The 26,496-nt window shown below is 70.8% G+C and carries 25 protein-coding genes and 1 pseudogene; 12 read left to right on the top strand and 14 right to left on the bottom strand.

All coding sequences use genetic code 11. The features are described from left to right. Positions 1-225 precede the first annotated feature (225 nt). The 4 genes from bchC to bchZ are packed head-to-tail and all read left to right on the top strand — an operon-like array spanning position 226 to position 5,241. Entirely contained in the window at positions 226-1,164 is a 939-nt protein-coding gene (gene bchC, locus R3E98_14115; GenBank protein ID MEZ4424539.1) for a chlorophyll synthesis pathway protein BchC, read from the top strand. Further along, positions 1,161-2,153: a chlorophyllide a reductase iron protein subunit X gene (locus tag R3E98_14110; protein ID MEZ4424538.1), complete on the top strand. Its 993-nt coding sequence runs from the start codon at positions 1,161-1,163 to the stop codon at positions 2,151-2,153. Before bchC ends, R3E98_14110 begins: the two co-directional genes overlap by 4 nt. Continuing rightward, positions 2,150-3,784, top strand: coding sequence for a chlorophyllide a reductase subunit Y (gene bchY, locus R3E98_14105; protein ID MEZ4424537.1), 1,635 nt, complete (start codon positions 2,150-2,152; stop codon positions 3,782-3,784). The genes R3E98_14110 and bchY overlap by 4 nt, the downstream gene beginning before the upstream one ends. After that, positions 3,784-5,241, top strand: coding sequence for a chlorophyllide a reductase subunit Z (gene bchZ / locus R3E98_14100; protein MEZ4424536.1), 1,458 nt, complete (start codon positions 3,784-3,786; stop codon positions 5,239-5,241). Before bchY ends, bchZ begins: the two co-directional genes overlap by 1 nt. Here the strand turns inward: bchZ and R3E98_14095 are convergent. Continuing rightward, positions 5,205-6,029 carry an alpha/beta fold hydrolase gene (locus R3E98_14095; protein ID MEZ4424535.1) on the bottom strand — a complete coding sequence of 275 codons (825 nt, stop codon included), beginning with the start codon at positions 6,027-6,029 and terminating at the stop codon, positions 5,205-5,207. The genes bchZ and R3E98_14095 overlap by 37 nt on opposite strands. Positions 6,030-6,228: 199 nt before the next feature. Here R3E98_14095 and pufB point away from each other — a divergent pair. The 6 genes and pseudogenes from pufB (at position 6,229) to puhE (ending at position 10,439) form a co-directional block, all read left to right on the top strand. Continuing rightward, positions 6,229-6,372, top strand: a pseudogene (gene pufB, locus R3E98_14090) (light-harvesting antenna LH1, beta subunit). A 14-nt stretch (positions 6,373-6,386) separates the two neighbouring features. Continuing rightward, positions 6,387-6,578, top strand: a complete 192-nt coding sequence (gene pufA, locus R3E98_14085; protein ID MEZ4424534.1) for a light-harvesting antenna LH1, alpha subunit — start codon at positions 6,387-6,389, stop codon at positions 6,576-6,578. Between the two features lie 107 nt (positions 6,579-6,685). Beyond that, positions 6,686-7,525, top strand: coding sequence for a photosynthetic reaction center subunit L (pufL, locus tag R3E98_14080; protein MEZ4424533.1), 840 nt, complete (start codon positions 6,686-6,688; stop codon positions 7,523-7,525). Between the two features lie 10 nt (positions 7,526-7,535). Next, a complete protein-coding gene (gene pufM, locus R3E98_14075) occupies positions 7,536-8,663 on the top strand; it encodes a photosynthetic reaction center subunit M (GenBank protein ID MEZ4424532.1) in 1,128 nt (375 codons plus the stop codon). Then, complete coding sequence (gene pufC / locus R3E98_14070) at positions 8,660-9,658, top strand: photosynthetic reaction center cytochrome PufC (protein ID MEZ4424531.1); 999 nt, start codon at positions 8,660-8,662, stop codon at positions 9,656-9,658. Before pufM ends, pufC begins: the two co-directional genes overlap by 4 nt. 16 nt (positions 9,659-9,674) lie before the next feature. After that, positions 9,675-10,439 (top strand): putative photosynthetic complex assembly protein PuhE, encoded by a 765-nt coding sequence (puhE, locus tag R3E98_14065; GenBank protein ID MEZ4424530.1) that lies wholly within the window; start codon positions 9,675-9,677, stop codon positions 10,437-10,439. A 165-nt stretch (positions 10,440-10,604) separates the two neighbouring features. Here puhE and acsF read toward each other — a convergent pair whose 3' ends face one another. From acsF to bchF, 13 genes are all read right to left on the bottom strand, one after another. Continuing rightward, positions 10,605-11,663: a magnesium-protoporphyrin IX monomethyl ester (oxidative) cyclase gene (gene acsF, locus R3E98_14060; protein MEZ4424529.1), complete on the bottom strand. Its 1,059-nt coding sequence runs from the start codon at positions 11,661-11,663 to the stop codon at positions 10,605-10,607. Between the two features lie 38 nt (positions 11,664-11,701). Beyond that, entirely contained in the window at positions 11,702-12,022 is a 321-nt protein-coding gene (locus tag R3E98_14055; protein MEZ4424528.1) for a hypothetical protein, read from the bottom strand. A gap of 62 nt (positions 12,023-12,084) precedes the next feature. Then, complete coding sequence (gene puhC, locus R3E98_14050) at positions 12,085-12,567, bottom strand: photosynthetic complex assembly protein PuhC (GenBank protein ID MEZ4424527.1); 483 nt, start codon at positions 12,565-12,567, stop codon at positions 12,085-12,087. After that, positions 12,564-13,187: a photosynthetic complex putative assembly protein PuhB gene (gene puhB, locus R3E98_14045; GenBank protein ID MEZ4424526.1), complete on the bottom strand. Its 624-nt coding sequence runs from the start codon at positions 13,185-13,187 to the stop codon at positions 12,564-12,566. Before puhB ends, puhC begins: the two co-directional genes overlap by 4 nt. A gap of 5 nt (positions 13,188-13,192) precedes the next feature. Beyond that, entirely contained in the window at positions 13,193-13,723 is a 531-nt protein-coding gene (puhA, locus tag R3E98_14040) for a photosynthetic reaction center subunit H (protein ID MEZ4424525.1), read from the bottom strand. Then, entirely contained in the window at positions 13,720-13,956 is a 237-nt protein-coding gene (locus R3E98_14035) for a hypothetical protein (protein MEZ4424524.1), read from the bottom strand. Before R3E98_14035 ends, puhA begins: the two co-directional genes overlap by 4 nt. 27 nt (positions 13,957-13,983) lie before the next feature. Then, complete coding sequence (locus R3E98_14030) at positions 13,984-15,393, bottom strand: BCD family MFS transporter (protein ID MEZ4424523.1); 1,410 nt, start codon at positions 15,391-15,393, stop codon at positions 13,984-13,986. Beyond that, the gene (gene bchM, locus R3E98_14025; GenBank protein MEZ4424522.1) at positions 15,390-16,139 is read right to left on the bottom strand and encodes a magnesium protoporphyrin IX methyltransferase; all 750 of its coding nucleotides are present in this window, start codon (positions 16,137-16,139) and stop codon (positions 15,390-15,392) included. Before bchM ends, R3E98_14030 begins: the two co-directional genes overlap by 4 nt. Beyond that, entirely contained in the window at positions 16,136-17,038 is a 903-nt protein-coding gene (bchL, locus tag R3E98_14020; protein MEZ4424521.1) for a ferredoxin:protochlorophyllide reductase (ATP-dependent) iron-sulfur ATP-binding protein, read from the bottom strand. Before bchL ends, bchM begins: the two co-directional genes overlap by 4 nt. Continuing rightward, complete coding sequence (locus R3E98_14015; GenBank protein MEZ4424520.1) at positions 17,035-20,724, bottom strand: magnesium chelatase subunit H; 3,690 nt, start codon at positions 20,722-20,724, stop codon at positions 17,035-17,037. Before R3E98_14015 ends, bchL begins: the two co-directional genes overlap by 4 nt. A gap of 3 nt (positions 20,725-20,727) precedes the next feature. Then, positions 20,728-22,296, bottom strand: a complete 1,569-nt coding sequence (gene bchB, locus R3E98_14010; protein ID MEZ4424519.1) for a ferredoxin:protochlorophyllide reductase (ATP-dependent) subunit B — start codon at positions 22,294-22,296, stop codon at positions 20,728-20,730. A gap of 2 nt (positions 22,297-22,298) precedes the next feature. Continuing rightward, complete coding sequence (locus R3E98_14005) at positions 22,299-23,576, bottom strand: ferredoxin:protochlorophyllide reductase (ATP-dependent) subunit N (GenBank protein MEZ4424518.1); 1,278 nt, start codon at positions 23,574-23,576, stop codon at positions 22,299-22,301. Further along, the gene (bchF, locus tag R3E98_14000; protein MEZ4424517.1) at positions 23,573-24,055 is read right to left on the bottom strand and encodes a 2-vinyl bacteriochlorophyllide hydratase; all 483 of its coding nucleotides are present in this window, start codon (positions 24,053-24,055) and stop codon (positions 23,573-23,575) included. Before bchF ends, R3E98_14005 begins: the two co-directional genes overlap by 4 nt. Positions 24,056-24,410: 355 nt before the next feature. Between bchF and R3E98_13995 the strand changes: the two genes are divergently transcribed. Both R3E98_13995 and ppsR read left to right on the top strand, forming a co-directional pair. Then, the gene (locus R3E98_13995; GenBank protein MEZ4424516.1) at positions 24,411-25,082 is read left to right on the top strand and encodes a cobalamin-dependent protein; all 672 of its coding nucleotides are present in this window, start codon (positions 24,411-24,413) and stop codon (positions 25,080-25,082) included. Between the two features lie 8 nt (positions 25,083-25,090). Continuing rightward, the gene (gene ppsR / locus R3E98_13990; GenBank protein MEZ4424515.1) at positions 25,091-26,470 is read left to right on the top strand and encodes a transcriptional regulator PpsR; all 1,380 of its coding nucleotides are present in this window, start codon (positions 25,091-25,093) and stop codon (positions 26,468-26,470) included. Positions 26,471-26,496: the final 26 nt, after the last annotated feature.

The raw sequence follows: 26,496 nt of genomic DNA, 5'->3' as shown, positions 1-26,496 counted from the left end.
CGGTCCCCTTCGATCCCCCTTCGCCGGCGGGTGCGGGTGGGCCTCCCGCCCCGCCGGCGTCGACGGGCGTGGGCCGCCGCCTCCCGGCCCGCCGTCCCCCGTCCCGGCCGCGTCGGGGGAGGACCCTTGCGCCAGGGCGTTGGATGTAATACATCGTTGACATCATCAAGTGTAAGTTTTGCTTTACGCTTGAGCGGAAGCCGCCCTCGAAGGGATCGACACCCCGTGGACACCACCGCACTGGTCCTGGACGCGCCGCGCCGGCTCCGACTGGAGCGGATGCCCCTGCCCGCCGTGCAGGACGGCGACGTGGTGGTGGACGTGCACTGGAGCGGGGTGAGCGCCGGTACCGAGAAGCTGTTGTGGACGGGAGAGATGCCTCCGTTTCCCGGACTCGCCTATCCGCTGGTGCCCGGCTACGAGGCGGTGGGACGCATCACCCACGTGGGCGCCCACTCCGGGCGCAGCGCGGGCGAGTGGGTCTTCGTGCCCGGCGCGAGCTGCTTCGGCTCCATCCGCGGCCTGTTCGGCGCCGATGCGACCCGGCTCGTGGTTCCCGGCGATCGACCCATCCGCATCCGCGACACGGTCGGCGAGGCGGGTAGCCTGCTGGCTCTGGCCGCGACGGCCCTGCACGCGCTGCGACGCGGCCCCACCGAGGAGCCCCTGCTGATCGTCGGCCACGGAGCCCTGGGGCAGCTGATCGCGCGCCTCGCCACCGCGTTGCGCACCGCGCCGCCGGTCGTGTGGGAGATCAATCCCACCCGTCGCGTGGGCAGCGGGTACGCTGTGATCGCGCCCGACGACGACGACGCGGGCCGTCGGTACGCGTGCGTCATCGATGCCAGCGGTCACAAGAGCATCCTGAACACGGCGATGCCGCGCCTGCTGCGCGGGGGGACCATCGTGCTCGCGGGCTTCTACTCCCGCCTCACCTTCGACTTCGTCCCCGCCTTCCTGCGGGAAGCGGAGGTGCGGGTGGCGGCCGAATGGACGCCCACCGATCTGCACGACGTCGCCCGGCTCGTGGACGAAGGCACCTTGGATCTCGACGGCATCATCACCCACCGCATCGATGCCCGCCGCGCTCCGTCGGACTACGCCAACGCGTTCCAGGATCCGACCTGCGTCAAGCTGCTCCTGGACTGGAGAGAGATGGCATGACCGCACCGACGACCCTCGAGGACAGGAACGCCACCCGGGCCGCGCCCTCGGCCGAGCCCGAGCCGGCCGTGGCCACCGAGACCCAGATCATCGCCATCTACGGCAAGGGCGGGATCGGCAAGAGCTTCACGCTCGCCAACCTCTCCTACATGATGGCGCAGCAGGGCAAGAAGACGCTGCTGATCGGCTGCGATCCCAAGAGCGACACCACGGCTCTGCTCTTCGGCGGTCGAAGCTGCCCCACCATCATCGCCACGTCCGCGGCCAAGCGGATGGCGGGCGACGAGGTGACCATCTCCGACGTGTGCTTCGTGCGCGATGGTGTGTTCGCGATGGAGCTCGGAGGCCCCGAGGTCGGCCGCGGCTGTGGCGGGCGCGGGATCATCCACGGATTCGAGCTCCTGGAGAAGCTGGGTTTCCACGAGTGGGGATTCGATTTCGTCCTGCTGGACTTCCTCGGCGACGTCGTCTGTGGCGGGTTCGGCCTGCCGATCGCGCGTGACATGTGCCAGAAGGTCATCGTCGTCGGCTCCAACGATCTGCAGTCCCTCTACGTGGCCAACAACGTCTGCTCCGCGGTCGAGTACTTCCGCACCATGGGTGGCAACGTGGGCGTCGCGGGGCTGGTCATCAACAAGGACGACGGCACGGGCGAAGCCCAGGCGTTCGCGGATGCCGTGGACATCCCGGTGTTGGCCGCGATCCCCCAGGACGAGGACATCCGGCGCAAGAGCGCCAACTACCAGATCATCGGGCGGCCGGAGGATCGCTGGGGACCGCTCTTCGCGGAGCTCGCCGCACAGGTGACGAGCGCCCCGCCGCGGGCCCCGAAGCCGTTGGTCCACGACGACCTGCTCGGCCTGTTCGCCAAGGAGACCGTCGGCGCCGACGTGGTGCTGACACCCGCCACCCAGGCCGACATGCGCGGCGGCACCCAGCCCACCCGCCCGTCCCTCGAGATCCACTACGAGGAGGAGCCCGCGGCATGATCGCCCGCGCCGACGCACCCGCCCGCGCCCTGCCCGTCGTCGCTCCGGCCGCCTCTGGAGCCGAGGGTGGATGCGCGAGCACGGGCGGCTCGTGCGGGTGCCACGGGGGCGCGGAGCGGCTGCTGCAGGCGGAGCGCGGAGAGCGGGCCGCCGTGCTGGATCAGCTCCGGCGCGACTACCCGCTCGGACCCCACGACCAGCCGCAGGGCATGTGCCCCGCGTTCGGGTCGCTGCGCGTCGGCCTGCGCATGCACCGCACCGCCACCGTGCTGTCGGGCTCGGCCTGTTGTGTCTATGGGCTCACGTTCACGTCGCACTTCTACGGAGCGCGCCGGACGGTCGGCTACGTCCCGTTCAACTCCGAGACCCTGGTCACCGGCCAGCTCTTCGAGGACATCCGCCGGGCCCTCACCGACCTCGCCGATCCCGAGCGCTACGACACGATCGTGATGACGAACCTGTGCATCCCGACCGCGTCGGGCGTGCCCCTCGATCGCCTGCCCGACCAGATCAACGGCGTCCGCATCATCGGCATCGACGTCCCCGGATTCGGGGTGCCCACCCACGCCGAGGCCAAGGACGTGCTGGCCGGAGCGTTGCTGCGGTACGCCCGTCGGGAAGCGGAGCATGGACCCGTGCCGCGCCCGGCGAACCTCGTCACGGATCGCCCGACCGTCACGCTGCTGGGCGAGCTGTTCCCGGCGGATCCGATCGGCATCCAACACCTGCTGGACCCGCTCGACGTCGCGGTCGGCTGCACCGTCCCGCCGCGAGAGTGGCGTGAGCTCTACAAGGCGCTCGACTGCGCCGTGGCCGCGGCCATCCACCCGTTCTACGTCGCCTCCGTGCGCGAGCTGGAGGCCGCCGGGCGACCGGTGGTGGGCTCGGGTCCGGTCGGTGTGGACGGCACCGCGGCCTGGCTCCGCGCCATCGGAGACCGGACCGGCACCGCGTCCCGCTTCATCGACGAGGCGGTCGACAAGGCCACGCGCGAGACGCGGGCGGCGCTGGATCGCTTCCCCCTGCGAGGCCGCATCTCCCTGTCCGGATACGAGGGCTCGGAGCTGCTCGTCGCCCGTCTCCTGGTCGAGTCCGGCGCCGAGGTGCCGTATGTCGGCACCGCGCTGCCGCGCACGCCCTGGAGCGCCGCGGACGCCGAGTGGCTGGAGGCCCACGGGTGCCACGTCCAGTTCCGCGCCTCGCTGGAGCAGGACGTGGTGGCCTTCCGCGACCTGAACCCCGACCTCGTGGTCGGCACCACACCCGTGGTGCAGGCGGCCAAGGAAGCGGGCATCCCGGCGCTGTACTTCACCAACCTGATCTCCGCCCGCCCGATCTTCGGCGTCGCGGGGGCCGGGAGCCTCGCCTCGACCCTGCAGGGCGCCCTGGCATCGCGAGAGCCCCTCCAGCGCATGCGTGCGTTCTTCTCGGGCGTCGGGACGGGTCACGCCGTCGGATACGGCTGGCGCGACGTGCCCCAGAAGCCGCTGGCCGCCCGCGAGCGGCACGCACGCGCGCGGCGGCCGGACTCAGGTGCCGACACCGACACGCGGGCCCGCGTCGAGCGCTCCGCCCGTGCCAAGGGCTCGCTGCGCACGAGCGACTCCACCGCCCCGGGGGAGGACGCCTGATGCTCGTCCTCGACCACGACCGCGCAGGTGGCTACTGGGGCTCCGTGTACGCGTTCACCGCGATCCGGGGCCTTCAGGTCGTCATCGACGGCCCGGTCGGGTGCGAGAACCTGCCCGTCACGTCCGTCCTGCACTACACGGACGCGCTGCCTCCGCACGAGCTGCCCATCGTCGTGACGGGGCTCTCGGAGGACGAGCTGTCCATGAGCGGCACCGAGGCCAACCTGGCTCGGGCTCGCGCCACGCTCGACCCGGATCAGCCGGCCGTCGTCGTCACCGGGAGCATCGCCGAGATGATCGGCGGAGGCGTGACGTCGGAGGAGGCACGTCTCCTGCGCTTCCTGCCGCGCACGATCGACGAGGACCAGTGGCAGAGCGCGGATCGGGCCATTGCCTGGCTCTGGAAGGAGTTCGGAGAGCGCAAGGCCCGGGCGCGCATGAAGCGGGAGCGCCCCGAAGGGGCCCGGCCGCTCGTGAACGTGATCGGACCCATCTACGGCACGTTCAACATGCCGTCGGATGTGCACGAGATCTGTCGCCTGATCGAAGGCATCGGGTGCGAGGTCAACCTCGTCTTCCCGCTCGGCTGTCACCTGGACGACGTGCCCCGCCTGGCAGACGCCGACGTCAACGTCTGCATGTATCGCGAGTTCGGCCGACGCCTGTGCGAGGACCTGGCCGTTCCCTACCTGCAAGCGCCGGTCGGGCTTTCGTCGACCGTCCGCTTCCTGGAAGCGCTGGGAGAAGCGGCGGGTGTCGACCCACAGCCGTTCATCGAGAAGGAGAAGCACACGACGCTGAAGCCCATCTGGGACCTGTGGCGCAGCGTCACGCAGGACTTCTTCGCCACGTCCAGCTTCGCGCTCGTGGCCAACGACACGTACACGCAGGGGCTGCATCGCTTCTTCACGGAAGACCTGGGCATGCCCTGCACGTTCCACATGGCACGGCGACCGGGCGCCAAGACGGACCACGCCCAGGTGCGCCAGTCGTTGCAGGAACGGCCGCCCATGCTGCTGTTCGGCAGCTACAACGAACGGATGTATGCCGCCGAGGCGGGGCTGCGCTCGCGCTTCATCCCGGCTTCGTTCCCGGGCGCCATCGTACGCCGCCACACCGGCACGCCCTTCATGGGGTTCGCCGGTGCGACCTATCTGGTGCAGGAGATCTGCAACGCGCTCTTCGACGCGCTGTTCCACATCCTGCCGCTGGGCACCGACCTGGACCGGGGCACGGCCACGCCCGCCCGCGCCGACGGCGGCACCCTGCCCTGGGATGCCGACGCGTCGGAGCACCTGGAGCGTCTGCTGGAGCGACACTCGCCCCTGATGCGCATCTCCGTGGCGAAAGCCTTGAGGGACCGCGCCGAGCGGGATGCGCGGGACGCGCGCGAGCCACGCGTGTCGTTGAACCGGCTCCGTCAGGCCGCTCCGGCGGCCGAGGGTGGATCGTCATGACCACCCCGCTGCGCGGACTCCACGAACTCGAGCACACGGGCGGCGATCCGCTCGGGCTGCTCCTCATGGGCGAGATGCCCGAGCTGCGCCAGGGTCTCCACCCGCCCGCCCGGGATCAACGCGCCCAGGGCCCGCACCCGGTCCGGGGCGATCCAGCGGTCGGCGCCTCCGGTCAGCAGCAGGACGGGACCGGCCGTGCTCCGCAGCACCGGAAGGAGATCTTCCCCACTCCAGGACTGGAACATGCGCAGCACGGCGCCCAACCGGTCCGGATCACCGTGCAGCGCACGGTAGGTGGCCCGGGACGCCTGCGGGACCTGCGAGCCCGTGGAGTCCAGGAGCCCGTCGATGAGGGGCGTGTGCCGCGCGAGGGCCGCCAGCGCGCCCGTGACGACCGGCTGCGTCAGGACGGCCCCGACCGCCCGGGTCACGAAGGCGGGCGCAGCGCCGGGCCGCTCGAACGACGGGTTGATGCCTACGACCGGGACCTGGACCCGCGTCCGCGCCAGGTGCAGCGCCAGCGCAGCGCCGGCGGAGTGCGCCACCAGAAGCGCGAGCTTGCCGCCCAGGACGTCGAGCAGGCCCTCCAGGCCCGCGACCATGCCCGGAAGGGAGAGATCCCCTCCGCGCGTGCCGCCGTGCCCGGGAAGGTCCGGCGCCACCACGCGGAACCGGTGCGCCAGGAGCGGCGCCAGGGTCTCGAAGCTGTGACCGGACGCCCCCGCGCCATGCAGCAGGAGCGCGAGCGGAGCGTCCGCATCGCCCCAGCTCCGGATGTACCAACGCACTCCGTCCCGCGCACGCACCTCGTCGTGACGGGCCGTGGATCCACGACCACCAGAAGCGGGCCCCGACCGGTTCATGCTGGTTCGCTGTCGCTCCCGCTCTGCTCACCGAGACGTTGTCGAAGTCCGCCCGCTGGCGGCCCGCTGGGCGAGGGTATCGCCCGTTCCCGAGGGGGATGCTGAAACTCTCAAGGAGGAAAACATGGAGCAACCCCGTGGCAGCCTCACAGGGCTGAGCGAGGATCAGGCCAAGGAGTTCCACGCTGTGTTCATGCGGAGCTTCATCGGGTTCACCGTGGTGGCCATTGTCGCCCACATCCTCGTTTGGATGTGGCGGCCGTGGCTGTGAGGAGGTGAAGCATGTACAGGATCTGGCTGATCTTCGATCCCAGAAGGACGCTCATCGCACTGTTCCTGTTCCTGGCGGTGCTGGCGTTCACCATCCACTTCATCCTGTTGAGCACGCCCGAGTGGAATTGGATCTCGGGTGATGCGAGCGGCATGGTCAGCATGTCCGCGGCGGAGCTCTCTCCGCTTCCGCCAGGCCGGTAGAAGTCGGATGCAGTCGTAGGAGTGCCCGGGGGGCACCTGCCCCCCGGGAGGCTCCGGCTCGTTGCCGGAAGCCACAATCCGCACCCTGAGACGCCTCGGAGACGACCATGGCGATGCTCAGCTTCGAACGGAAGTACCGTGTGCGCGGAGGCACGCTGCTGGGAGGCGACCTGTTCGATTTCTGGATCGGTCCCTTCTATGTCGGCTTCTTCGGCGTCACGACCGCGTTCTTCGCCATCCTGGGGACCGTGCTTTGCGTCTGGGGTGCCGCGATCGGCGAGGGGCTCCAGGGTCAGACCTGGAACCTCTGGCAGATCAGCATCAACCCCCCGGCGCTCGAGTACGGCCTGCGGATCGCTCCGCTGTACGAAGGGGGCCTGTGGCAGATCATCACGTTCTGCGCGATCGGCGCCTTCGTCTCCTGGGCCCTGCGCCAAGCCGAGATCAGTCGCAAGCTCGGGATGGGGTATCACGTCCCGGTCGCGTTCAGCGTGGCCATCATCGCCTACATCACCCTGGTCGTGGTCCGGCCGGTGCTGTTGGGCGCCTGGGGACACGGCTTCCCCTACGGCATCATCTCGCACCTGGATTGGGTGTCGAACGTCGGGTACCAGTACCTGCACTTCCACTACAATCCGGCGCACATGATCGCCGTGTCGTTCTTCTTCACGAACTGTCTGGCGCTGGCACTGCACGGCAGCCTCATCCTGTCCGTGACCAATCCGCCCAAGGGCGAGCCCGTGAAGTCCAGCGAGCACGAGAACACCTACTTCCGCGATGCGCTCGGCTACTCCATCGGAGCGGTCGGCATCCACCGGTTGGGGCTGTTCCTGGCGCTCAATGCCGGTCTGTGGAGCGCAGTGTGTATCGTCATCAGCGGCCCGTTCTGGACTCGGGGTTGGCCCGAGTGGTGGAACTGGTGGCTGAACCTCCCCATCTGGTTCTGAGGGCAGCGCCATGGCCGAATACCAGAATCTGTTCACGCAAGTCCAGGTCCGGACCGCACCCGACCCGGGGATCGGTCTCGGCGCGGACGAATGGGGCCGGGTGGGAAAGCCGGGAACCTTCAGCTACCTGCTGGGGCGGATCGGCGATGCCCAGATCGGGCCCCTCTACCTCGGCTGGCTCGGAGTCGCTTCGCTGATCTTCGGGTTCGCCGCGTTCGAGATCATCGGCTTCAACATGCTCGCCTCGGTGAACTGGGACTTCATCGAGTTCCTGCGTCAGCTTCCGTGGCTGGCGCTGGAGCCGCCGCCGCCGGCCAACGGGTTGCGGATCCCATCGTTGGAGCAGGGTGGCTGGTGGTTGCTGGCAGGGCTCTTCCTCACCTTGTCCATCCTGCTGTGGTGGGGCCGCATGTATTCGCGGGCCCGGGCGCTCAAGATGGGCACGCACGTGGCCTGGGCCTTCGCCTCGGCGATCTGGCTCTACCTCGTCCTGGGGTTCATCCGTCCCCTCCTGATGGGGAGCTGGGGTGAGGCGGTGCCGTTCGGGATCTTCCCCCACCTGGACTGGACGGCCGCCTTCTCCATCCGCTACGGCAACCTGTTCTACAATCCGTTCCACATGCTTTCGATCGCCTTCCTCTACGGTTCCGCCCTCCTGTTCGCGATGCATGGGGCGACCATCCTGGCGGTGACGAAGATGGGCGGCGATCGCGAGCTCGATCAGATCACCGATCGCGGTACGGCCGCGGAGCGGTCGGCGCTCTTCTGGCGCTGGACCATGGGCTTCAACGCTACGATGGAGTCCATCCATCGCTGGGCCTGGTGGTTCGCGGTTCTCACCACGCTGACCGGCGGGATCGGCATCCTGCTGACCGGGACGGTGGTGGACAGCTGGTATCGCTGGGGTCAGAAGCACGGCCTGGTGCCCGAGTACCCGAGCGCCTGGACGCTCCCCGCGGGTCCGGAGATGACCCCGGGCGAGACCGACGCCCCGCGCCAGATGGTGCCTCCCGATACGTTCCCCGGCCTGCCCGGCCTGAGCGTCAGTGGGGTGGACGGGACCTTCCACTTCCGGCCGTTGGAGCCGGCGATCCTTCCCACCACCGTCGTCGCCGCCGACGCAGGAGCGCAGCCATGAGGTTCCGGACGGGGATCTGCACACTGGCCCTCGTGGCGCTCGCGGCGTGCGAGCGTCCACCCATGGAGTCGCGCCAGCTCGGCTGGCGCGGGCTCGGGCTGGTCGAGACGTACAACCCGCGGCTGCACGAGGACGATTCGGTGGCCGTGGCGGCGGCGATCCCGATCAACCCCGGACCCACGGGCGATGCCACCCCGGCCCCTCCGGGGACCTGGCAGAACGTCCAGGTGCTGGGCGATCTGAGCGTCGCCGAGTTCAACCGCACCATGCTGGCGTTGACCACATGGGTGTCTCCGACCGTGGGGTGCAACTACTGCCACGTGGCCGGCCAGAACGGGGTGGCGGACTTCGCGAGCGACGAGATCTACACGAAGGTCGTCTCGCGCGAGATGCTCCGCATGGTGAAGGACATCAACACCAACTGGGCCTCGCACGTCAGCGACAACGGCGTGACCTGCTGGACCTGCCACGCCGGGAATCCCGTGCCCGAGAACTTCTGGTACTACACGAACCAGAACCAGGTCGAGCGTCACTATCTGGATCGGGACGACATCCGTGTCCAGTCCGACTACGCGCTGGCCTCGGAAGGGGACAACCGTTCATCGATCAAGCAGACCGAGTTCACGTACGCGGTCATGATGAACATGTCGAACGCGCTCGGCGTGAACTGCACCTATTGCCACCAGAGCGCCCGATGGAGCGACTGGGAGGAAAGCAGCCCGGCGCGTCTGACGGCGCTGCGGGGCCTGCGCATGGTGCGCGAAGCCAACCTGCAGCACATGCTCCCCCTCCAGGGCGAATGGCCGGCCGAACGGCTGGGTCCGCGTGGTGACGGACCCAAGCTCGAGTGTGCGACGTGCCACCAGGAGCGCTTCGTGCCGAACTACCGCCTGCTGACGGGCGCGGACTGGCCGGCGTTGCACGGTCCGGCAGTGGCGGCCGCCGCCGCGCCGGACACTTCCGCCGGGGCGGTCGTGGGCGGCGGCGGGCGATGATCCACGGGGCGCGAGCATGATCGCCGCCGGCGCGGCGCTGCTCGCGCTGCTCTTCTGGTGGGCGGGGACCGGTGCGGTGCTGGCGGCAGCGCACCGGCCCCCGGGCCGCTCCACCCTTCTCTTCGCAGGCAGCAGCCTCGGTCTCGTGGCTGCGTTGGCCGTGCTGACGCGCGAGCCCGCGGGCCAGGACCCGCTCGTGACCTTCCTGGCGGTCTTCGCCATCTGGGCCTGGATCGAACTCTCGTTCTACACCGGTTTCGTCACCGGACCCCGCCGCACCGCGCCACCGCCGGGCACCCGCGGATGGCCGCTCCTCCGGTGCGCGCTGGAGGCGAGCGCCCACCACGAGCTGGCCATGGCGGCGCTCTGGTTGGTGGTGACGGGACTGACCCTCGCGGATCCACAGCACTTCGCGAGCGTGCTGCTGGCCGTGCTGATCCTCCTGCATACGAGCGCGCGGCTCAACGTGCTGCTCGGTGTGCGGAATCTGAACGAGCACTTCCTGCCCGCCCACCTGGAGCACCTCAAGCCCTACTTCACGCAGCGTGCGGGCAACCCGCTGCTGCCTCTGTCGGTCCTGGTGGGTTCCCTGGCGACCGCCTGGGCCGCGGCCGCGGCCTTCGCGGCCGTCGGCGACGCCCGAGTGCGCTACGCGCTCCTGGCGGCGCTGCTGGGGATCGGGGTGGCCGAGCACCTGCTGCTGGTGGCGCCCCTGCCCGCACACCGCCTCTGGTCCTGGAGCCTGCCCGGTCGGGGAAAAGCGGGACGCTCCACCCCATAGCCCGTCGCGGGAGCGTCCGCGACGCGGGTCGCCCCCCCTGCCCGACCCGAGGGTTCCGCTTCGCGACACGTCCCTGAAGAAGCGGGCATGCGCATTCCCCGGAAGGGCTGTGAAGCAGGGGCACCCGCGTTCCCCGGCAGGGCGCTGAGAAGCGGCGGGCGCGCGCTAGTACGCGGGCTCGAGCCGGAAGTCCGCCGGGACGGTGTTGGGGTTGGGGCGCATCAGGTAGAGCTGCCCGAACGTGAGCGCGTTGCTCGCCATGAGGAAGCCCCGCTTCAGGCCCCCGACGAACCCACCGGAGGCCCGCGTGCGCTGGATGGCCCGGGTATTCCGGACCATGCGGTCGAGCAGCTTCTTGAAACGCGGCCGCTCGATGGGCAGGGTCAGCGGGAAGACCTGCTTGGAGATCTCCGACGTCTTGCGGAACACCTCGAAATCGTACTCCGTGACTTCCAGCCCGAGGTTCGTGTAGAACTCGCTCCGCAGGTGGTCACGCACATACATCGTCGCGAAGACCGCCAGGAGGAAGAAGCGGATCCAGAGCGCGTTGCGGCCCCGCAGGAGCGAGGGGTCCGCGTGCATGATGGCCGCGAACGCCTCGCCGTGCCGGAACTCGTCCTTGCACCAGTCCTCGAACCACTCGAAGATCGGGTGGAAACGGAAGTCGGGGCGCTTCTCGAGCGTGCGATAGATGGTGATGTAGCGCGCGTACCCGATCTTCTCGGAGAGGTATGTGGCGTAGTAGATGAATTTGGGCTGGAAGAAGGTGTACTTCTTCGTGCGGGTGAGGAACGACAGGTCCACACCCACGCCCAGATCCTTCAGGGTCCCGTTGATGAAGCCGGCATGTCGACCCTCGTCGCGACTCATGAAGCCGAACAGCTCGGCGATCTCCGCATCGCCGACCCGCTTCTTGATCTCCGAGTACAGGATGCACCCGGAGAACTCGGCGGTGAGGGAGCTGACCAGGAAGTCCACGAACTGATCCTGGTTCGGCAGGTGGGACCAGTCCCCCTCGAACGCCGCGGTGCGGCGGAAGTGGTCCTTGTTGGGGTCCCGCCGGAACTCCGCGATCAGCTCGTCCCAGCGCTCGCGGACCCGGTCCACCTTGATCGCTCGCAGCGCCTCGAAGTCCGTCGTGTAGAAGCGCGGAGAGAGGACCGCGTCGTCCTGGGCCTGGCGGGTCGTCTCGTTGACGGGCGCCGTGGCGGTGGTCGGGTACATGGATCTGCTGCCTCCTGGTGCGGGTCCGGTTCCGGGCCTTATTCGAAACCGACGTCGTAGAGCTCGTAGAACTGGAACCGGCCCACCAGCCGGGTCCACTGCCGGCGCAGCCAGCTCGCCCGCCGCACGACCGCCTCCGACTGCAGCGTCGAGCGTGTCCCGTACTCCAGCGTGGTGGGCGCACCGTGGACCTGCACGGCGTCCCCGGGCTCGACCAGGATGTCAGCCAGCTCCACGTGGGCGTGGAAGTGCTCGTGGGTGCGCTCGAGATCCAGGGTGCAGGGCACGCGGACGCTGCGCCGCCAGACGAACCAGAGCGCCAGCACCAGCACGATGCCCGCAACGACGGGAAGCGTCATGAGGACCACCTCGTCGGATGGATGGAGGATGGCGGACCCACGGTCCGCCGGACACGGTCAACTTACGGTCGATCCGGCGCGGCGCCCAGCAGGGGCTCGAACTGCGCCCGACTGCTGGACCCGAAGGCGTCGAGGTCCACCACCAGACCGGTCTGGGGGTCCACCAGGAGGAGCACGCCGGACGCTCGGGCGCTCAGCACCAGAGAGGCGTCGAGCGGCACCCCGACCCTGCTCCGCTCCCGGTGCAGCGGCCGCAGCATCCCCCGCATGAAGCCACCCTCTCCCGCGGCCAGCGTGCGCAGCGTGACTCCGGTGCGGGGGTCGGTCACGCGCACCGTCCCGTCCGCGGACTCCGTGAACGCCACGGTGCGCTCCAGCACGGCGGGATCGGCCGTGGCGGCCGCCACCAGCGCTCCGGGAGCCGGGCGCCCCAGCGCGGTGAGCGTGACCGCCGCAGCCACGAGCAAGCCCGCCCCGGCCAGGAGCGGCCGGGGCACGTGCAGCGTCGGGTTGCTCTCCGGCCAGTCCACCACGGGGCGGCTCACGCGTCGTCTCCGCGGCGGGCGCACGCTTCGATGGCCGCCGCCAGACGCTCCCCGACGTCCGCCGCATCCGCGATGGCCCGGAAGGCGGGATCGGGCCGGTTCACCTGCCAGGGCCGGACGTGCGGCCACAGGAAGAGCCATCCCGGGTAGTCGCCATCTCCCAGCGTCAGGGGAACGTCGCCGGAGCCGCCCCGGAATTCGCGCAGGTCGACGCTGCGGACGTTGCGGAACGGGATGTTCAGCACGCCCGGCAGGGCGACGCCCGTGCGCATGGCCACCCGCCGGTCCGTGAACGCATACTCCGTGGACCGGCTGACCAACCAGGCGAAGCCCGCCCCCAGCGCGGTGACGGTCAGCCCCACCACGAGCGTCCACCCGAGCTGCGCCGCGCGAGCCGGACCCGTGTCGGCCGTCAGGGCCAGCAGCGTGCCGCACCCCACGATCCAGATCCATGCGCCACGCAGCGGTAGCGCGTGGACCAGGAAGGAGCGCCACTCGGGACGACCCGTCCAGAGCACCGTCTCGCCTTCCGGCAGCCGGTCTCCGAACAACCGTTCCGCCGCCCGAGCCGGTGCGGCACCGGTCGGACGCGCGGTCGCCGGCCGGGCCGGCGCCGCCACGGCGCTCAAAACAGCGGCTCCTGTCGCGACGGCTCGGCGTACATGTATCCGCCGGCGTAGTACGCGACGACCTTGTCCTCCTCCAGCAGCGTGATGCGGTCCGCAGCCTTCGGACGCGGGACCCGGGCGAACTGCGCCGCCCGGATGGCCTTCACATGCACCGTGCCGGTAGCCCGCACGACGCGCGCGTATCCCATCGGCAGGAGCACCTCACCCGAGCCGTCCACGAGCAGCACCGTCAGGTAACGCACATAGGGCTCGGCAAGGTCCACCCAGATGTCCACGACCGTCCCCGCGACCACGCCGTCGGTCCCCACCACGCGCATGCCGCGGGGATCGGGGCTCTTCGGATGGACCGTCACCCCGGTCACGACCCGCATGGGACGGATGCGCGGCTCTCCGTGCAGCGTCAGGTCACAGCGGTCCGCCCGGTCCTCGGCCCAGGCGGCCGGGCCGACGCCGTCGATCATCGGGTCACCCGTGGGCACGAGAGGCGAGCCCGGGACGGGGCTGAAAGGACGGGCACCTCTGGTCATACGACACCTCCTTCGCGATCGGGGGACGGATGCTGGAGCGCCGGATGCTTGGCGCGCGGCGCGTTCGGCTCGGGCGTACGCGGGAAGCCTTCGACCGTGATGCCGGTGCGGTCGGACTCGAGCGGATACCCCTCGCGCTTGTCCTCGCGACGCAGATACACGATGAGGCCCGCGAAGAAGGCCCAGAACAGGTACATCAGGATCGTCGGTGTGTCGATGTAGTTCGGGTCCATGGTCTCTCCTCGTTGCGGGTCCTGAAATCAGCTGGGAAACTCTGCCAGTCCGAACACCCCGGTGTCCGGGCGCGCCGGTCGATGCCCCACCGGCCGCGTGAGCGGTCCGATGGCGACCATCGCCAGGAACAACGCCAGGATCTCGAGGTGGTAGACGATCGAATAGCCCGCGAAGGCACCCGTGCTTCCGCTGGCGTGCAGCACGGCGTCGCGCAGGAGGCCGCCCGCGGCCACGGCGAGGCCCGCGCTGGTCGTGTAGACCGCTCCCCACGCCCCCATCACGAGGCCGTGGCGCTCGCCGTCGTCCAGGCCCATGGCGGCCGTGAGCGTGCCCACGGTGAACAGGCCGCCACCGAAGCCGATCACGGCGCTTCCGGTCTGTAGCAGCCACGGCGCGCGCAGTGGAGCGGCCAGGATCACGGCTGCCAGCGCGAAGGCCCCACCCAGCGCCCCCAGCGCCGCCAGGCGATACGGGTCGAACCCCCGCTCGAGGGCGCGCGCGCTCAGGGCCAGGGCACCCAGGGCGCCGAAGGCCGCGAGGGCGGTCAGACCGGAGGTGGTGCCCACGCCGAGCCGCAGGATCTCCCCCCCGTACGGCTCCAGCAGGACGTCCTGCATGCCGAAGCCCAGCGCTCCCAGCCCCACCGCCGCGAAGAGGCGTCCCGAAGCGCGCGCCTCGGTGAGGGCCTTCCACGCCTCGCGGAAGGGGAGCGCCTCGGCGCCGCCCTTGGCGCGCTCGAGGTCCCGGGGCTCCTGCTTCCACAGCGCGCAGACGTTCAGGAACACGGTGACGAGCGCGGCGCCCTGCACGACCTGGATGAGCCGCACCGGCGTGTAGTCGCGCAGGAGGAGACTGAAGGCGAACGCGCTGGCCAGCATGCCCGCCAGGAACAGCAGGTAGAGCAACGCCACGACGCGCGGACGTTGCGCCGGTGCGGCCAGATCGGTGGCGAGCGCCAGCCCGGTGGTCTGCACGGTGTGCGCGCCCAGCCCCACCATCAGGAAGCCCAGCGCCGCGCCGACCGTGGCCGTCACGCGCACGGCGGGGGTCACCGCTTCCGACAGGAGCAGCAGGCCGAACGGCAGGATCGCGAAGCCCCCGAACTGGGCCAGGGTGCCGAACCACAGATACGGGACCCGTCGCCAGCCGAACGCCGAGCGATGCTGGTCGGAGCGATGCCCGATCAGCGCCCGCAGCGGCGCGAGCAGCATGGGGAGCGCCAGCAGCACGGCCACCAGAACGGCTGCGACGGCCAGCTCGACGATCATCACCCGGTTGAGCGTCCCCGCCAGCAACGCGAGCGACATCCCCACCGTTCCCTGGAGCAGCCCGAGCCGCAGGAGCCGGGAAAGCGGCAGCTCCGGAGAGGCCGCGTCCGCGAAGGGCAGCCAGCGGGTGCCCAGGGCACCCAGGCGGAGGAAGAACCGCGTCGTCACGCGTGCGCCTCCGGGCGGGAGGACACCGCGCGTGCGCCTCCAGCGCGGACCATGCGGGCCGCGGCGGACACATAGAAGCCCGAACGCACCTCGCCCACCGTGTCCACGTCCCAGTCGGGCAGCGCGTGGCGCAGCCGGTCCCGTACGCCTCGCGCGGCCTGGGGATGCACGCCGGGCGCGCGGCTCGGCCGGGGGAAGAGCTTGCCCACGGAGTGCATCACCCCGAGGAAGGGCGTGCGGGGGGCGAAGGTGAAGCGGATCTCCGCGGTGGTATGGTCCGCCAGTCGACGCACGGCATCGAGCATGGCCGCCGCCGGATAGTGGATCAGCGAATCCATGGCCACGACGATGTCGAAGCGCTCCTCGCCCAGGTCCAGCAGGTCGCCATGGCGGAACTCGAGCCGACCCGGACGGCCGCGGGCGTCCCACTGCTCGGCGCCGATGCGCAGCAGGGCGCTGGAGACATCGACGGCCACCACCCGTGCCCCGCGCTCGGCCAGGTCCATGGCCATGAGCCCGGCGCCGCACCCCGCATCCAGCACCGAGCATCCGCTCAGGTCCTGCGGAAGCCCGTCCAGCAGGGTGACCCGCATCCGCGTGCGGCCCTCCTGGACCGAGCGGCGGATCCACCCGACGGGACCGCCGAACGTGAGCCGCTCCCAGGTGGCGGCCCGCGCGTCGAAGTGGCGCGCGACGGACTCCCGTCGCTCGCTCCAGACCGCCGCGGAGAGCGCCGGGCCGCTCAATCGAACCCCAGCAGGTTGAAGATGTCGTTGTCCGCCATCGGCGCTGGCGTGAAGCCGGTCCCGCCTTCCAGGACGCGACTGGCCAGGTCGGTGTATGTCTGCCGCACGGCGAGCACCTCGTCCGAATCCTCCATCTCGAACATCGTGCACTTCTTGAGACGGCTGCGCCGGATGGCGTCCAGTTGGGGGAAGACCGCCATGGTCTGCATGCCCACGCGTTCGTTGAACCGGTCGATCTGGTCCGTGGCGTCACTCCGGTTGGCCACCACACCGCCCAGGCGGACGTTGTAGTTCTTGGCCTTGGACTGGATCGCGGCCAGGATCCGGTTCATGGCGAAGATCGAGTCGAAGTCGTTGGCCGTGACGATGAACGCCCGGTCGGCGTGCTGCAGCGGAGCCGCGAAGCCACCGCACACCACGTCACCCAGGACATCGAAGACCACGACGTCCGTCTCCTCGAACAGATGGTGCTGCTTCAGCAGCTTCACCGTCTGTCCCACGACGTAGCCGCCGCACCCGGTGCCGGCCGGCGGTCCGCCCGTCTCCACGCACAGCACGCCGGCGAAGCCCTCGTGCACCAGGTCTTCCGCCCGGATCTCCTCGGTGTGGAATTCCACCTCGGCGAGGGTGTCGATCACGGTCGGGATCATCCGCTTCGTGAGCGTGAAGGTCGAGTCGTGCTTCGGGTCGCACCCCACCTGCAGCACGCGCTTGCCCGAAAGGGCGAGCGCGGCCGACAGGTTGGAGGCGGTCGTCGACTTCCCTATGCCGCCTTTTCCATAGACGGCCAACACCATCGCGCCGTCGATCTTGTCCTTGTCGTCCATGTGCACCTGCAGGCTTCCCTCGCCATCGCCCTGCGCAGGAGCCGTTTCGTTCAGGACGGGGAGTCGCGTCATGCGGCAGCCTCCGGTTGGATCCCTTCGGATCGGTCTTCGAGCTCGTCGGCGGCCGCATGCAGGGCCGCGAGGGTTTCGCCATCGGGTTCCCAGTAGCCGCGATCGCAGGCTTCCAGGACACGCTGCGCCATGCGGGAGGCCGCGTGCGGATTCAGGTCCGCGAGCCGCGCGCGCATGGTCGCGTCCAACACGAAGGTCTCGCCGAACCGCGCGTACACCCACGGCTGGACGTCGCCGGTCGTGGCCGACCATCCCAGGGTGGTCGTGAGCCGGGTTTCGATCTCACGCACGCCCTGATGCCCGTGCGCGAGCATGCCTTCGTACCAGCGGGGGTTCAGCGTGCGGGTCCGGGCCTCCAGGGCCACCTGTTCCGCGAGCGAGCGCACCGTTCCGCGCCCGCGCGTCTCGTCGCCGATGAAGGCATCCACGCCCCGGTCGGCCGCGCCGCGGGCGGCCTGGGTGAGACCGCCCAGCGAATCCACGTACTGGTCCAGGTCCGACACCCCCAGCTCCACGGACTCCAGGTTCTGGTAGGTGGCGTCCACCCGCGCGAGGAGGCCCTGGAAGAGCGCAGGCCGATGGAGCGCCGTCCCGTCGGCCCCGTAGGCGAAGGACTTCCTCCGCGCGAAGGAAGCGCCGAGCTCGTCCGAAGCCTCCCAGGTGGAGGCGTCCACCATGAGGTTCACGTTCGCACCGTACGCGCCGTCGGCGTTGCTGAACACGCGGAGCGCAGCCGTGCGCAGATCACAGCCCTCCGCTTCGGCGAGCGCGAGCGCGTGCGCCCGCACGGGGTTGAGCTCGAGCGGCTCGTCGGCGGAAGCAGCCAGCCAGGCGGCCTCGGCGAGGAGGCGGGTCTGGAGCGGAAGCAGATCGCGGAACACGCCGGACGTGGTGACCACGACGTCCACGCGAGACCGCCCCAGCTCGTCCAGGGGGATCAGGCGCGCACCACAGAGGCGGCCGTACGCGTCGAAGCGCGGCTCGGCGCCGATCAGGGCCAGCACCTGCGCGAGGGGCGCTCCGTCGCGCTTGAGGTTGTCGCTGCCCCACAGGACGATGCCGAGGGAGCGCGGTGGGTCACCCCGGTCGTCGGACAGTCGCGCGAGCAGCCGCTCGGCCTGCAGACGGCCTTCCCGCACGGCGGCGGCGCTGGGCATCCGATAGGGGTCGAACGCGTAGAGGTTGCGGCCGGTGGGCAGGATCTCCGGACGCCGCAACACGTCCCCGCCCGGCGCCGGCGGCACGAACGCGCCGTCCAGGGCGTGCACCAGGGCGTCCAGCTCCGCGTTGGAGCCGAGGGCGCGCGTCAGGTCCTCCAGGCCGGCGGCCAGCGTCTCCCCATCCTCGGACGCGAGCCCCGCCTCGCCGAGACGACGCCGCAGCGCCGACCGGGGTGCTCCCCCGCTGGCGAGGTCGGCGCACGCGCGCCGCTCCGGGGCGGGCAGGCGCGCGCCTGCGTCCGTTCCCTCCATCCAGGCATCGAGCAGGTCGGTGCGCTCCTCCGGGGAAGGAGCCCGGCCGAGGACGTGGAGGCCGTGCGGGATCAGGCTCTCCTCCAGCTCGCGGAGCTGCGCCCGCAGACGCTCCAACCGCACGACGTCCCAGCCTTCGCCGTCGGCGTCGCTCGCGAGGTCGAGCGCGCGCGCCTGCGCCTCCGCCGTCTCGGCGAGCACGGTCCGCTCCGCCGCCTGGGCGACGGGATCGATGGTGAAGAAGCGGTCGAGCGTGGTACGCAGGTCGAGGAGTCCCCGATACAAGCCGGCCTGCATGACCGGAGGCGTCAGATGGCTGACGAGCGTCGCGCCCGCGCGCCGCTTCGCCAGCGTGCCTTCGGACGGATTGTTCGCCGCATACAGATAGAGGTTGGGAACGTCGCCCATGAGGCGATCCGGCCAGCAGGCGCCGGACAGCCCGGCCTGCTTGCCCGGCATGAACTCCACCGCGCCATGCGTCCCGAAGTGCAGGTAGGCGTCCGCATCCAGCTCCGTCTGCAGCCACCGGTAGAAGGCCACGAACGCGTGCGTGGGAGCGAACCCTCCTTCGAACAGGAGACGCATGGGGTCGCCCTCCACCCCGAACGGAGGCTGCACACCCACGAAGACGTTTCCGAAGCGCTCTCCCTGGACCAGCAGGTGTCGCCCGTCCTGCAGGTGTCGGCCCGGCGCGGGCCCCCACACCTTCTCGATCTCGCTCAGCCAGGGGAGGTCCCGCACGTGCGCATCGACCGGCACGCGCGCGTGCACGTTCGCGGACGTGCCATATCGTTCGGCGTTGCCGCCCAGCAGACGCGAGCGCAGGGCCTCGACATCGGGTGGAACGTCGACGTCGTACCCTTCGTCCCGCAGACGCGCCAGGAGCGCGTGCAGGGACCGGAAGACGTCCAGGTAGGCCGCCGTCCCCACGGCACCGGCGTTGGGCGGGAAGTTGAAGAGCACCACCGCCAGCCGCCGCCGGTCGCGCGGCGTGCGCCGGAGCCGCACCCACCGTGCGACCCGCGTCGCGAGACGCTCGACCCGCTCCTCGACCGGGCGCCCCACCCCCGCGCCTTCGCGGCTCCGACCCGCGAAGACGTGGGGCAGGATCGCGCCGTCCAGCTCGGGGAGCGCGACCCGGAGCGCGGCCTCCATGGGCGTGATGCCGCGCGCATCGTCCTGCCAGTCCTCGAGGGTCTGGAACTCGAGCGGCTGAGCTACCACGTACGGGACGTCCAACGCGGTCAACAGAGCCCGCGACGCGTCCGCGTCGTGGTATGCGGGTCCCCCGATGAGTGAGAAGCCGGTGAGCGACACCACCGCATCCACCCGCGAGCGGCCTTCCGCATCGACGAAGAAGCGCTCGACACACGGGCGGTTGTCGAGACCGGCGGCGAAGGCCGGCACCACCTCGAGCCCCTGCGCCTCCAGCGCGCGGATCACGGCATCGTAGGGTGCGGTGTCGCCGGAGAGCAGATACGAGCGCATGAGCAAGACGCCCACGCGTCCCTGGCGGTCGGCACGGGCGGGCAGCGCCTCCAGATCCTCCACGAGCCCGGGGAGGTCCGGGTGGTACAGACCCGTCTCCGGATACCGCACCGGCTCCGGCACCGGGCCCTGTCCCGCGCCCGTCCCGTCGCCGTAGCGGTCGGTGAGGAATCGGACGAGCCCCACCAGGTTCTCCTCCGACCCCGACAGCCAGTACTGCAGGCTCCGCAGGTAGGCGCGCACGTCCTGTGCCTTGCCGGGCACGAAGCGCAGCACGCGGTCCACGTTGCGCAGCACCGCCATCTGCCGCCGACCCGAGGCGGAGCCGTCTCCGCGTTGACCCCTCAGCTTGCGGAGCAACCGGCCGGGCGCGAACCGACTCCCCTCTGCATCCCGCGCATCCATGCGCAGACGCCCGAGGTGGGTCAGGCGCACCACCTCGCCCGCGGCCAACAGGCCCACGAAGGCGCGACAGCGCTCGGCCGCGGCGGCCAGGTGGGCGCGGACCGGCGCAAGATGGTCCTCCATGAACAGCTGCGTCGCCACCACGAGGTCCGCCCGCTCCAGGTCTGCGCGGCACGCGGCCAGCACCTGTGGATCCTCGGTCCACTCGGACGCGACGTGCATCGTGAGCACGACCCCGGGTGCCTCGCGGGCAAGGCGGCGCTGCGCCGCTTCGCACGCGGCCCGGCGGTGCCGGTCCAGGGTCAGGATCACGACGCGCACGACCTATCTCCCTCCGAAGTGGGCCTTGGCCTCGTAGAGTGTGTCCAGCGTGACCTCGATCAGGCCCTGCTCGCGGGCGTAGCGCTCGGTGTTGCGGCGCGCCTTGCGGCGCACGAAGAACGGGATCTTGTCCAACTCGCGCTCCGCCGTGGTCGTCCACGTCAGGAGCGCATCTCCGACGACGTCCTGCGCCCCGGGCTCCGGCGCCGCCGTCCCCGCACCGTCGGCGACGGCGGTGGCCGCCTCCGACGCCAGGTGCGACGGCGTGGCGCCATTCCCGAACTCGAAGTCCTCCTGGAACATCCCCAGCAGGTGCTCCTCCAGCCCCATCACGAGCGGATGGACCCAGGTGTCGAAGAGCACGTTGGCGCCTTCGGGGCCCATCTGCGGCGAATAGCGGGCGGGGAAGTCCTGGACGTGCACGGGCGCCGAGATCACCGCGCAGAAGATGCCCAGGCGCTTGGCGATGTGGCGCTCCATCTGCGTGCCCAGCACGAGCTCCGGTGCGGCCTCCTTGATGGCGCGCTCCACCTCGAGGTGGTCGGACGTGATGAGGGGCTCCACACCCAGCGCGCGGGCAGCCGCTCGGACCTCGCGGGCGAACTCGCGGTTGTAGGCGCCCAGGCCCACCACCTCGAAGCCCAGCTCCTCCTTGGCCACCCGCGCTGCTGCGACCGCGTGGGTGGCGTCGCCGAAGACGAAGACGCGCTTGCCGGTCAGATACGTCGAGTCGACGGAACGCGAGTACCACGGCAGACGCGACTCCAGCGCACGCGCCGCGACCTCGGCGTCGAGGCCCGCCACCGCCGCGACGGCGGCCACGAAGTCGCGGGTGGCGCCCACGCCGATCGGGACCACGTCGACGAAGGGCTGACCGCGATTGCGCTTGAGCCACTCCGCGGCCGTGCGCGCGATCTCCGGATACAGCACCACGTTGAAGTCGGCCTGTGGGATCCGGACCAGGTCGGCCGCGTCGGCCCCGAGCGGCGCCACCACCGCGACATCGACGCCGATGCGGTCGAGCAGCCCGCGGATCTCCGTCACGTCGTCCCGGTGGCGGAATCCGAGGCCGCAGGGCCCGAGCAGGTTGCAGGTCGGACGGCTCGCGCGCTCACCGCCACGCGCGACGTCGGGTCCGGCCAGCGCGCGGACCAGTTGGTAGAAGGTCTCGCTCGCGCCCCAGTTCTCCTTGCGCTGATAGGAGGGCAGCTCGACCGGGATGACCGGTACCGGCAGGCCCATGGCTTCGGCCAGGCCGCCGGGATCGTCCTGCAGGAGCTCGGCCGTGCAGGAGGCGCCGACCAGCAGGACGTCGGGCTGGAAGCGCTCCCACGCTTCCGCCAGCGTGCGTTGGAAGATGGACGCGGTGTCCGATCCCAGGTCGCGCGCCTGGAACGTCGTGTAGGTGACCGGCGGGCGCGCGTCGCGCCGCTCGATCATCGTGAAGAGCAGGTCGGCGTAGGTGTCGCCCTGGGGTGCGTGCAAGACGTAGTGGATGCCGCGCATCCCCGTGACGATCCGCATGGCCCCGACGTGGGGCGGGCCCTCGTAGGTCCAGAGCGCGAGTTCCATGGCTACACCTCGAGGCGCGCGTGACGGTCGAGCGGACGGGCGAAGAGCTCGGCGAGATCGGCAGCCTGATCGAAGCCCTGGATCGGGGTGAAGATCAGCTCGATCGACCACTTCGTGGCCAGCCCCTCCGCTTCCAGCGGATTGGCGAGTCCCAGCCCGCAGACCGACAGGTCGGGGCGCGCAGCGCGGCAGCGGTCGAGCTGGCGATCCACGTGTTGCCCCTCGACGATCGGCGTCGCGCCGAGCAACTCCAGCTCCGAGGCCTGGCGCTCCCGGTGGAGATAGGGCGTCCCCACTTCGAGCACCTCGACGCCCAGCTCGCGCGCGAGGAAGCGGGCCATGGGCAGCTCGATCTGGGAATCCGCGAAGAAGAACAGGCGCCGGCCCTGCAGGTGCGGCCGATAGCGCGCCAGCGCGCGCTGCGCGCGTGCGGCCGGCCCGGCCAGGGTGTCGTGCACACGGTCCTGGGGGACGTTCCACGCCTGCGCGGCCGCCTTCACCCAGGCGCGGGTGCCTTCGACCCCGAGCGGATAGGGGGCCGGCAGGATGCTCGCACCGCGGCGGATCAGGGCGTCGGCCGTGGCGTTGAGCCACGGCTGCGCCAGCAGCACCCGCGTGCCGGGCCCGACGGGCGGGAGCTCCGTGCTGCGACGCGGGGGCAGGAACGCGACAGGCCCGATGCCGAGCTGGTCGAAGAGGCGCGCGAACTGATCCTCCACCACGTCCGCCAACGACCCCGCGACGAGCAGGCTCGGGCTCGGGTCGGTGGACGTCGGTAGCTGCGCCACCAGGGATTCGAGGCAACGGTCCTCGCCTTCGGTGAAGGTCGTCTCGATCCCGCTCCCGCTGTAGTGCAGCGCGCGCACGCGCCCGCGGGTCCGCTCCTGGATGCGTTCGGCGGCGCGCGCCAGGTCGAGCTTGATGACCTCCGAGGGACAGGAGCCCACGAGGAAGAGGGTGCGGATCTCGGGACGCCGCTCCAGCAGTCGGTCGGCGGCGCGTTCCAGCTCCTCGTAGGGATCGGTGATGCCCGCCAGATCCTGTTCCTCGATGATGGCGGTGCCGAAGCGCGGCTCGGCGAAGATCATCACGCCGGCGGCGGACTGCATCAGATGCGCGCAGGTGCGCGAGCCCACGATCAGGAAGAACGCGTCCTGCATCTTCCGGTGCAGCCACAGGATGGACGTGAGGCCACAGAACACGGCGCGCGGGCCGTCTTCGCGGCGCACATCCGGCGCGCACGTGGAGCCGGCGTCGAGCACGGGGAGCGGAGCGCTCATCGCGCCACCTCTGGTCCGAGCAGTGCCAGGGGCTCGAGGCGGGCGCGGCGCAGCTTCAGCACGAACTGCAGGGCGTTGACCGCGTAGACGGCGTACGCGAGCAGCGCCAGCGCCATCAGGGACCGCTCCGACATCCACCCGCCGAAGAGCCCGAACAGGTACACGGTGTGGAGCCCGACCACGACCATGCTCACCACGTCCTCCCAGAAGAAGGCGGGCGCGAAGAGCCAGCGCCCGAACACGTCCTTCTCCCAGATGGAGCCGGTGACCATGATCGCGTACAGCAACGCGGTCTTGAGCAGGACCGATCCCGTGGCCAGGTCGTAGCCGACGCCTCGCCCCAGGTACCGGAGCACGAGCACGGCGCTGGCGAGCATGACCAGGACCTGGAGCGGCGCGAGCACGGCCTGGACCCGCGTCCACGGGGACGCATCGCGACGGGCGCGCTGGACCGGCGTGTAGAGCGGAGCTCTGGCCAACGGATCCCCCCTGTCGGGGACGGAGTGAGCCGGCGGCGAGGCCGGTTCTGGACGAGTATGCGGGGGTCGTGATGGAGTGTCAAGCATTGTTGACGTTCTCACTCTTTGACATTCCCGCGTCCGGTCCGTATGCTCCCGGTGCGGGTCTCACGGGCGTCACCTCGCGGGTGCCGGAGGGCACGAGGAGGAAGCGGTGCAACCGGGTGAACGTGCCACCTCCGACCCCACGCGGACTCCCGCCCTCTCCTGGCTCCGCGTCCACCCGGAGCGGGGCCCCGACCCCTACCCGCCCACAAGCGTGAACCCCCACCGCGGTCCCCACGCCGGAGCCGTCGAGCCCCCGACCGAGGGGCTCGTGCACCGCCTGGCCCTGCTGGCTCGTGGGGGGGACGATCGGGGTGTCGCCGGACTCCTGCGGGCCCAGCTGGGGGCCGGGTGGGGTCCGGAGCGCGTCTGCCTCGACGCCGTCGCTCCGGCCGCCCGCCTCCTGGGCCGGTGGTGGGAGACCGACGTCTGCTCGTTCGTGGAGGTCACGCTGGGCGTGGGAACGCTCCAGCGGGCGCTGCGCGACGCCCTGGGCGGGGACCGGGCCTGGACAGAGGTCGAGCAGGCCGCCGGCGTGAGCCGGGGATCGGCCGTCTTCACCACCCTGGCCGCCGACCCGCACACGTTCGGCGTGGCGGTCGTGGCGGAGTTCTTCTGCCAGGCCGGCTGGTCGGTCCGCGTCACCGAGCCGGGCCGGAGCCGCGACGCCATCGCCGCGGTCGGAGCCGGGGCCACGGACCTGGTGGGCATCTCCGTCACGCTGTCCGATGCCGGGTCGGAGGTGGGCGAGATGGTCCGCCTTCTCCGACGGGCCTCCCGGAATCCGGACCTCGTGATCCTGCTGGGCGGGTGCTGCCTCGGAGACCCGCAGGAGGCGGTGCAGAGGGCGGGGGCGGACGGGTGGGCTTCCGACGCGTTGGGGGCCCTGAGGGAAGCCGCGCGCCGCCTCTCACCCAGGAAGGCCCTGCTCCACGCCCACTGACCCATCCCGTGTTCGACCTGCCGCTCACCGAGCTGATCGACGGCCACGAGGACCTCCTCGAACAGGTGGTCGCCGGGTCCTCGGACCTGGCGGTGCTCCTCGACGAACAGGGCACGATCGAGGGGGTGCACCTCGGGACGTCGTTCGCCGGCGAGGATCCCCGGAGCTGGATCGGCAGCGCCTGGGAGGAGACGGCGCTCGCCGATACGCGCTGGAAGATCGGCGAGCTCCTCCGGAAGACCCTGGACGAAGGCGTCTCCGACCGCCGTCAGGTCAACCTGCTGTTCCCTTCCGGCGCCAAGGTCCCGGTCCGATACCGGGCGTTCCGGTTGCCCCACTGTCGACGGGTGCTGGCGCTGGGGCTGGACCTGCGCGACCAGGAGGCTCTCCAGCGGCGCCTGGTGGAGGCCCAGCAGACCCTCGAGCGTGACTATTGGCGGCTGCGCCAGGTCCAGACCCGCTACCGCCTCATCTTCGAGGTGGCCTCCGAGCCCCTGCTGATCCTCGGCGGCCCGGAGCTGACGGTCGAGAGCGCCAACGCCGCAGCCGTGGTGGCGTTGCAGGCGCCGTTGGCCGAGCTCCGGGGTCGCGCGCTGCGGGACCTGCTGCCCACCGACATGCGGTCCTCCGCCGACGACGCGCTGACCCGGGTGCGGCGCGACGCGCGTGCGACGGACGTCGGTGCGGAGGCGCTCGGTCTGGATGTCCTCCGCCTCACGCCGCTCCTGGCGGGAGCCGAGGGCGCCGTCCTGGTGCAGGGGCTGAGCTCGGCCGGGCGCGCGCTTCCCACCCGGGGGGCCCTGGATTCCCTGGCCGCCCTCGAGGCCTTCCCCGACGGGGTGGTGGTCACCGACCTCCAGGGGGTGATCCGCTACGCCAATCCCGCCTTCGCCGAATTCGTCGAAGCCCCGCTGAGCAGCCTGGGCGGCGAATCCCTCGACCGCTGGCTGGGCCGCCCGGGTGCCGATCTGGCCGTGGTCCGATCGGCCCTGAAGGCCACGGGCCGGGCCAAGCTGATCCACACCGCCCTGCTGGGCGACCTCGGGTCGGAGCTGGAGGTCGAGCTCTCCGCCGCCCGCCTCGAGGACCCCGAGGGGATGCTGTTCGCGATCCGCGACGTGGGACGGCGCCTGGTGCGCCCTGCGGCCCCCGCCCAATCGCTCGACCGGGCCGTCGAGAGCCTCACGCCGCTGGTCGGTCAGGTCACCCTGCCCCACCTGGTCCGCGAGACGTCGGGACTGGTGGAGCGGCACTTCATCCAGGCGGCCCTCGAGGTCACCGGCGGCAACCGCAGCGCCGCCGCCGAGCTGCTGGGCCTGAGCCGCCAGACCCTCTACGCCAAGCTGCGGACCCACTCGATCGAGTCGGGAGAAACCGAGAGCGACTGACGCCCGGCCGGGGTCTCTTGCGGTGG

The sequence above is a fragment of the Gemmatimonadota bacterium genome (assembly GCA_041390125.1).
In the GTDB taxonomy this organism is placed as follows: Bacteria; Gemmatimonadota; Gemmatimonadetes; order Longimicrobiales; family Gaopeijiaceae; genus JAGQIF01.
This window is presented reverse-complemented; position numbering and strand designations above follow the sequence as displayed.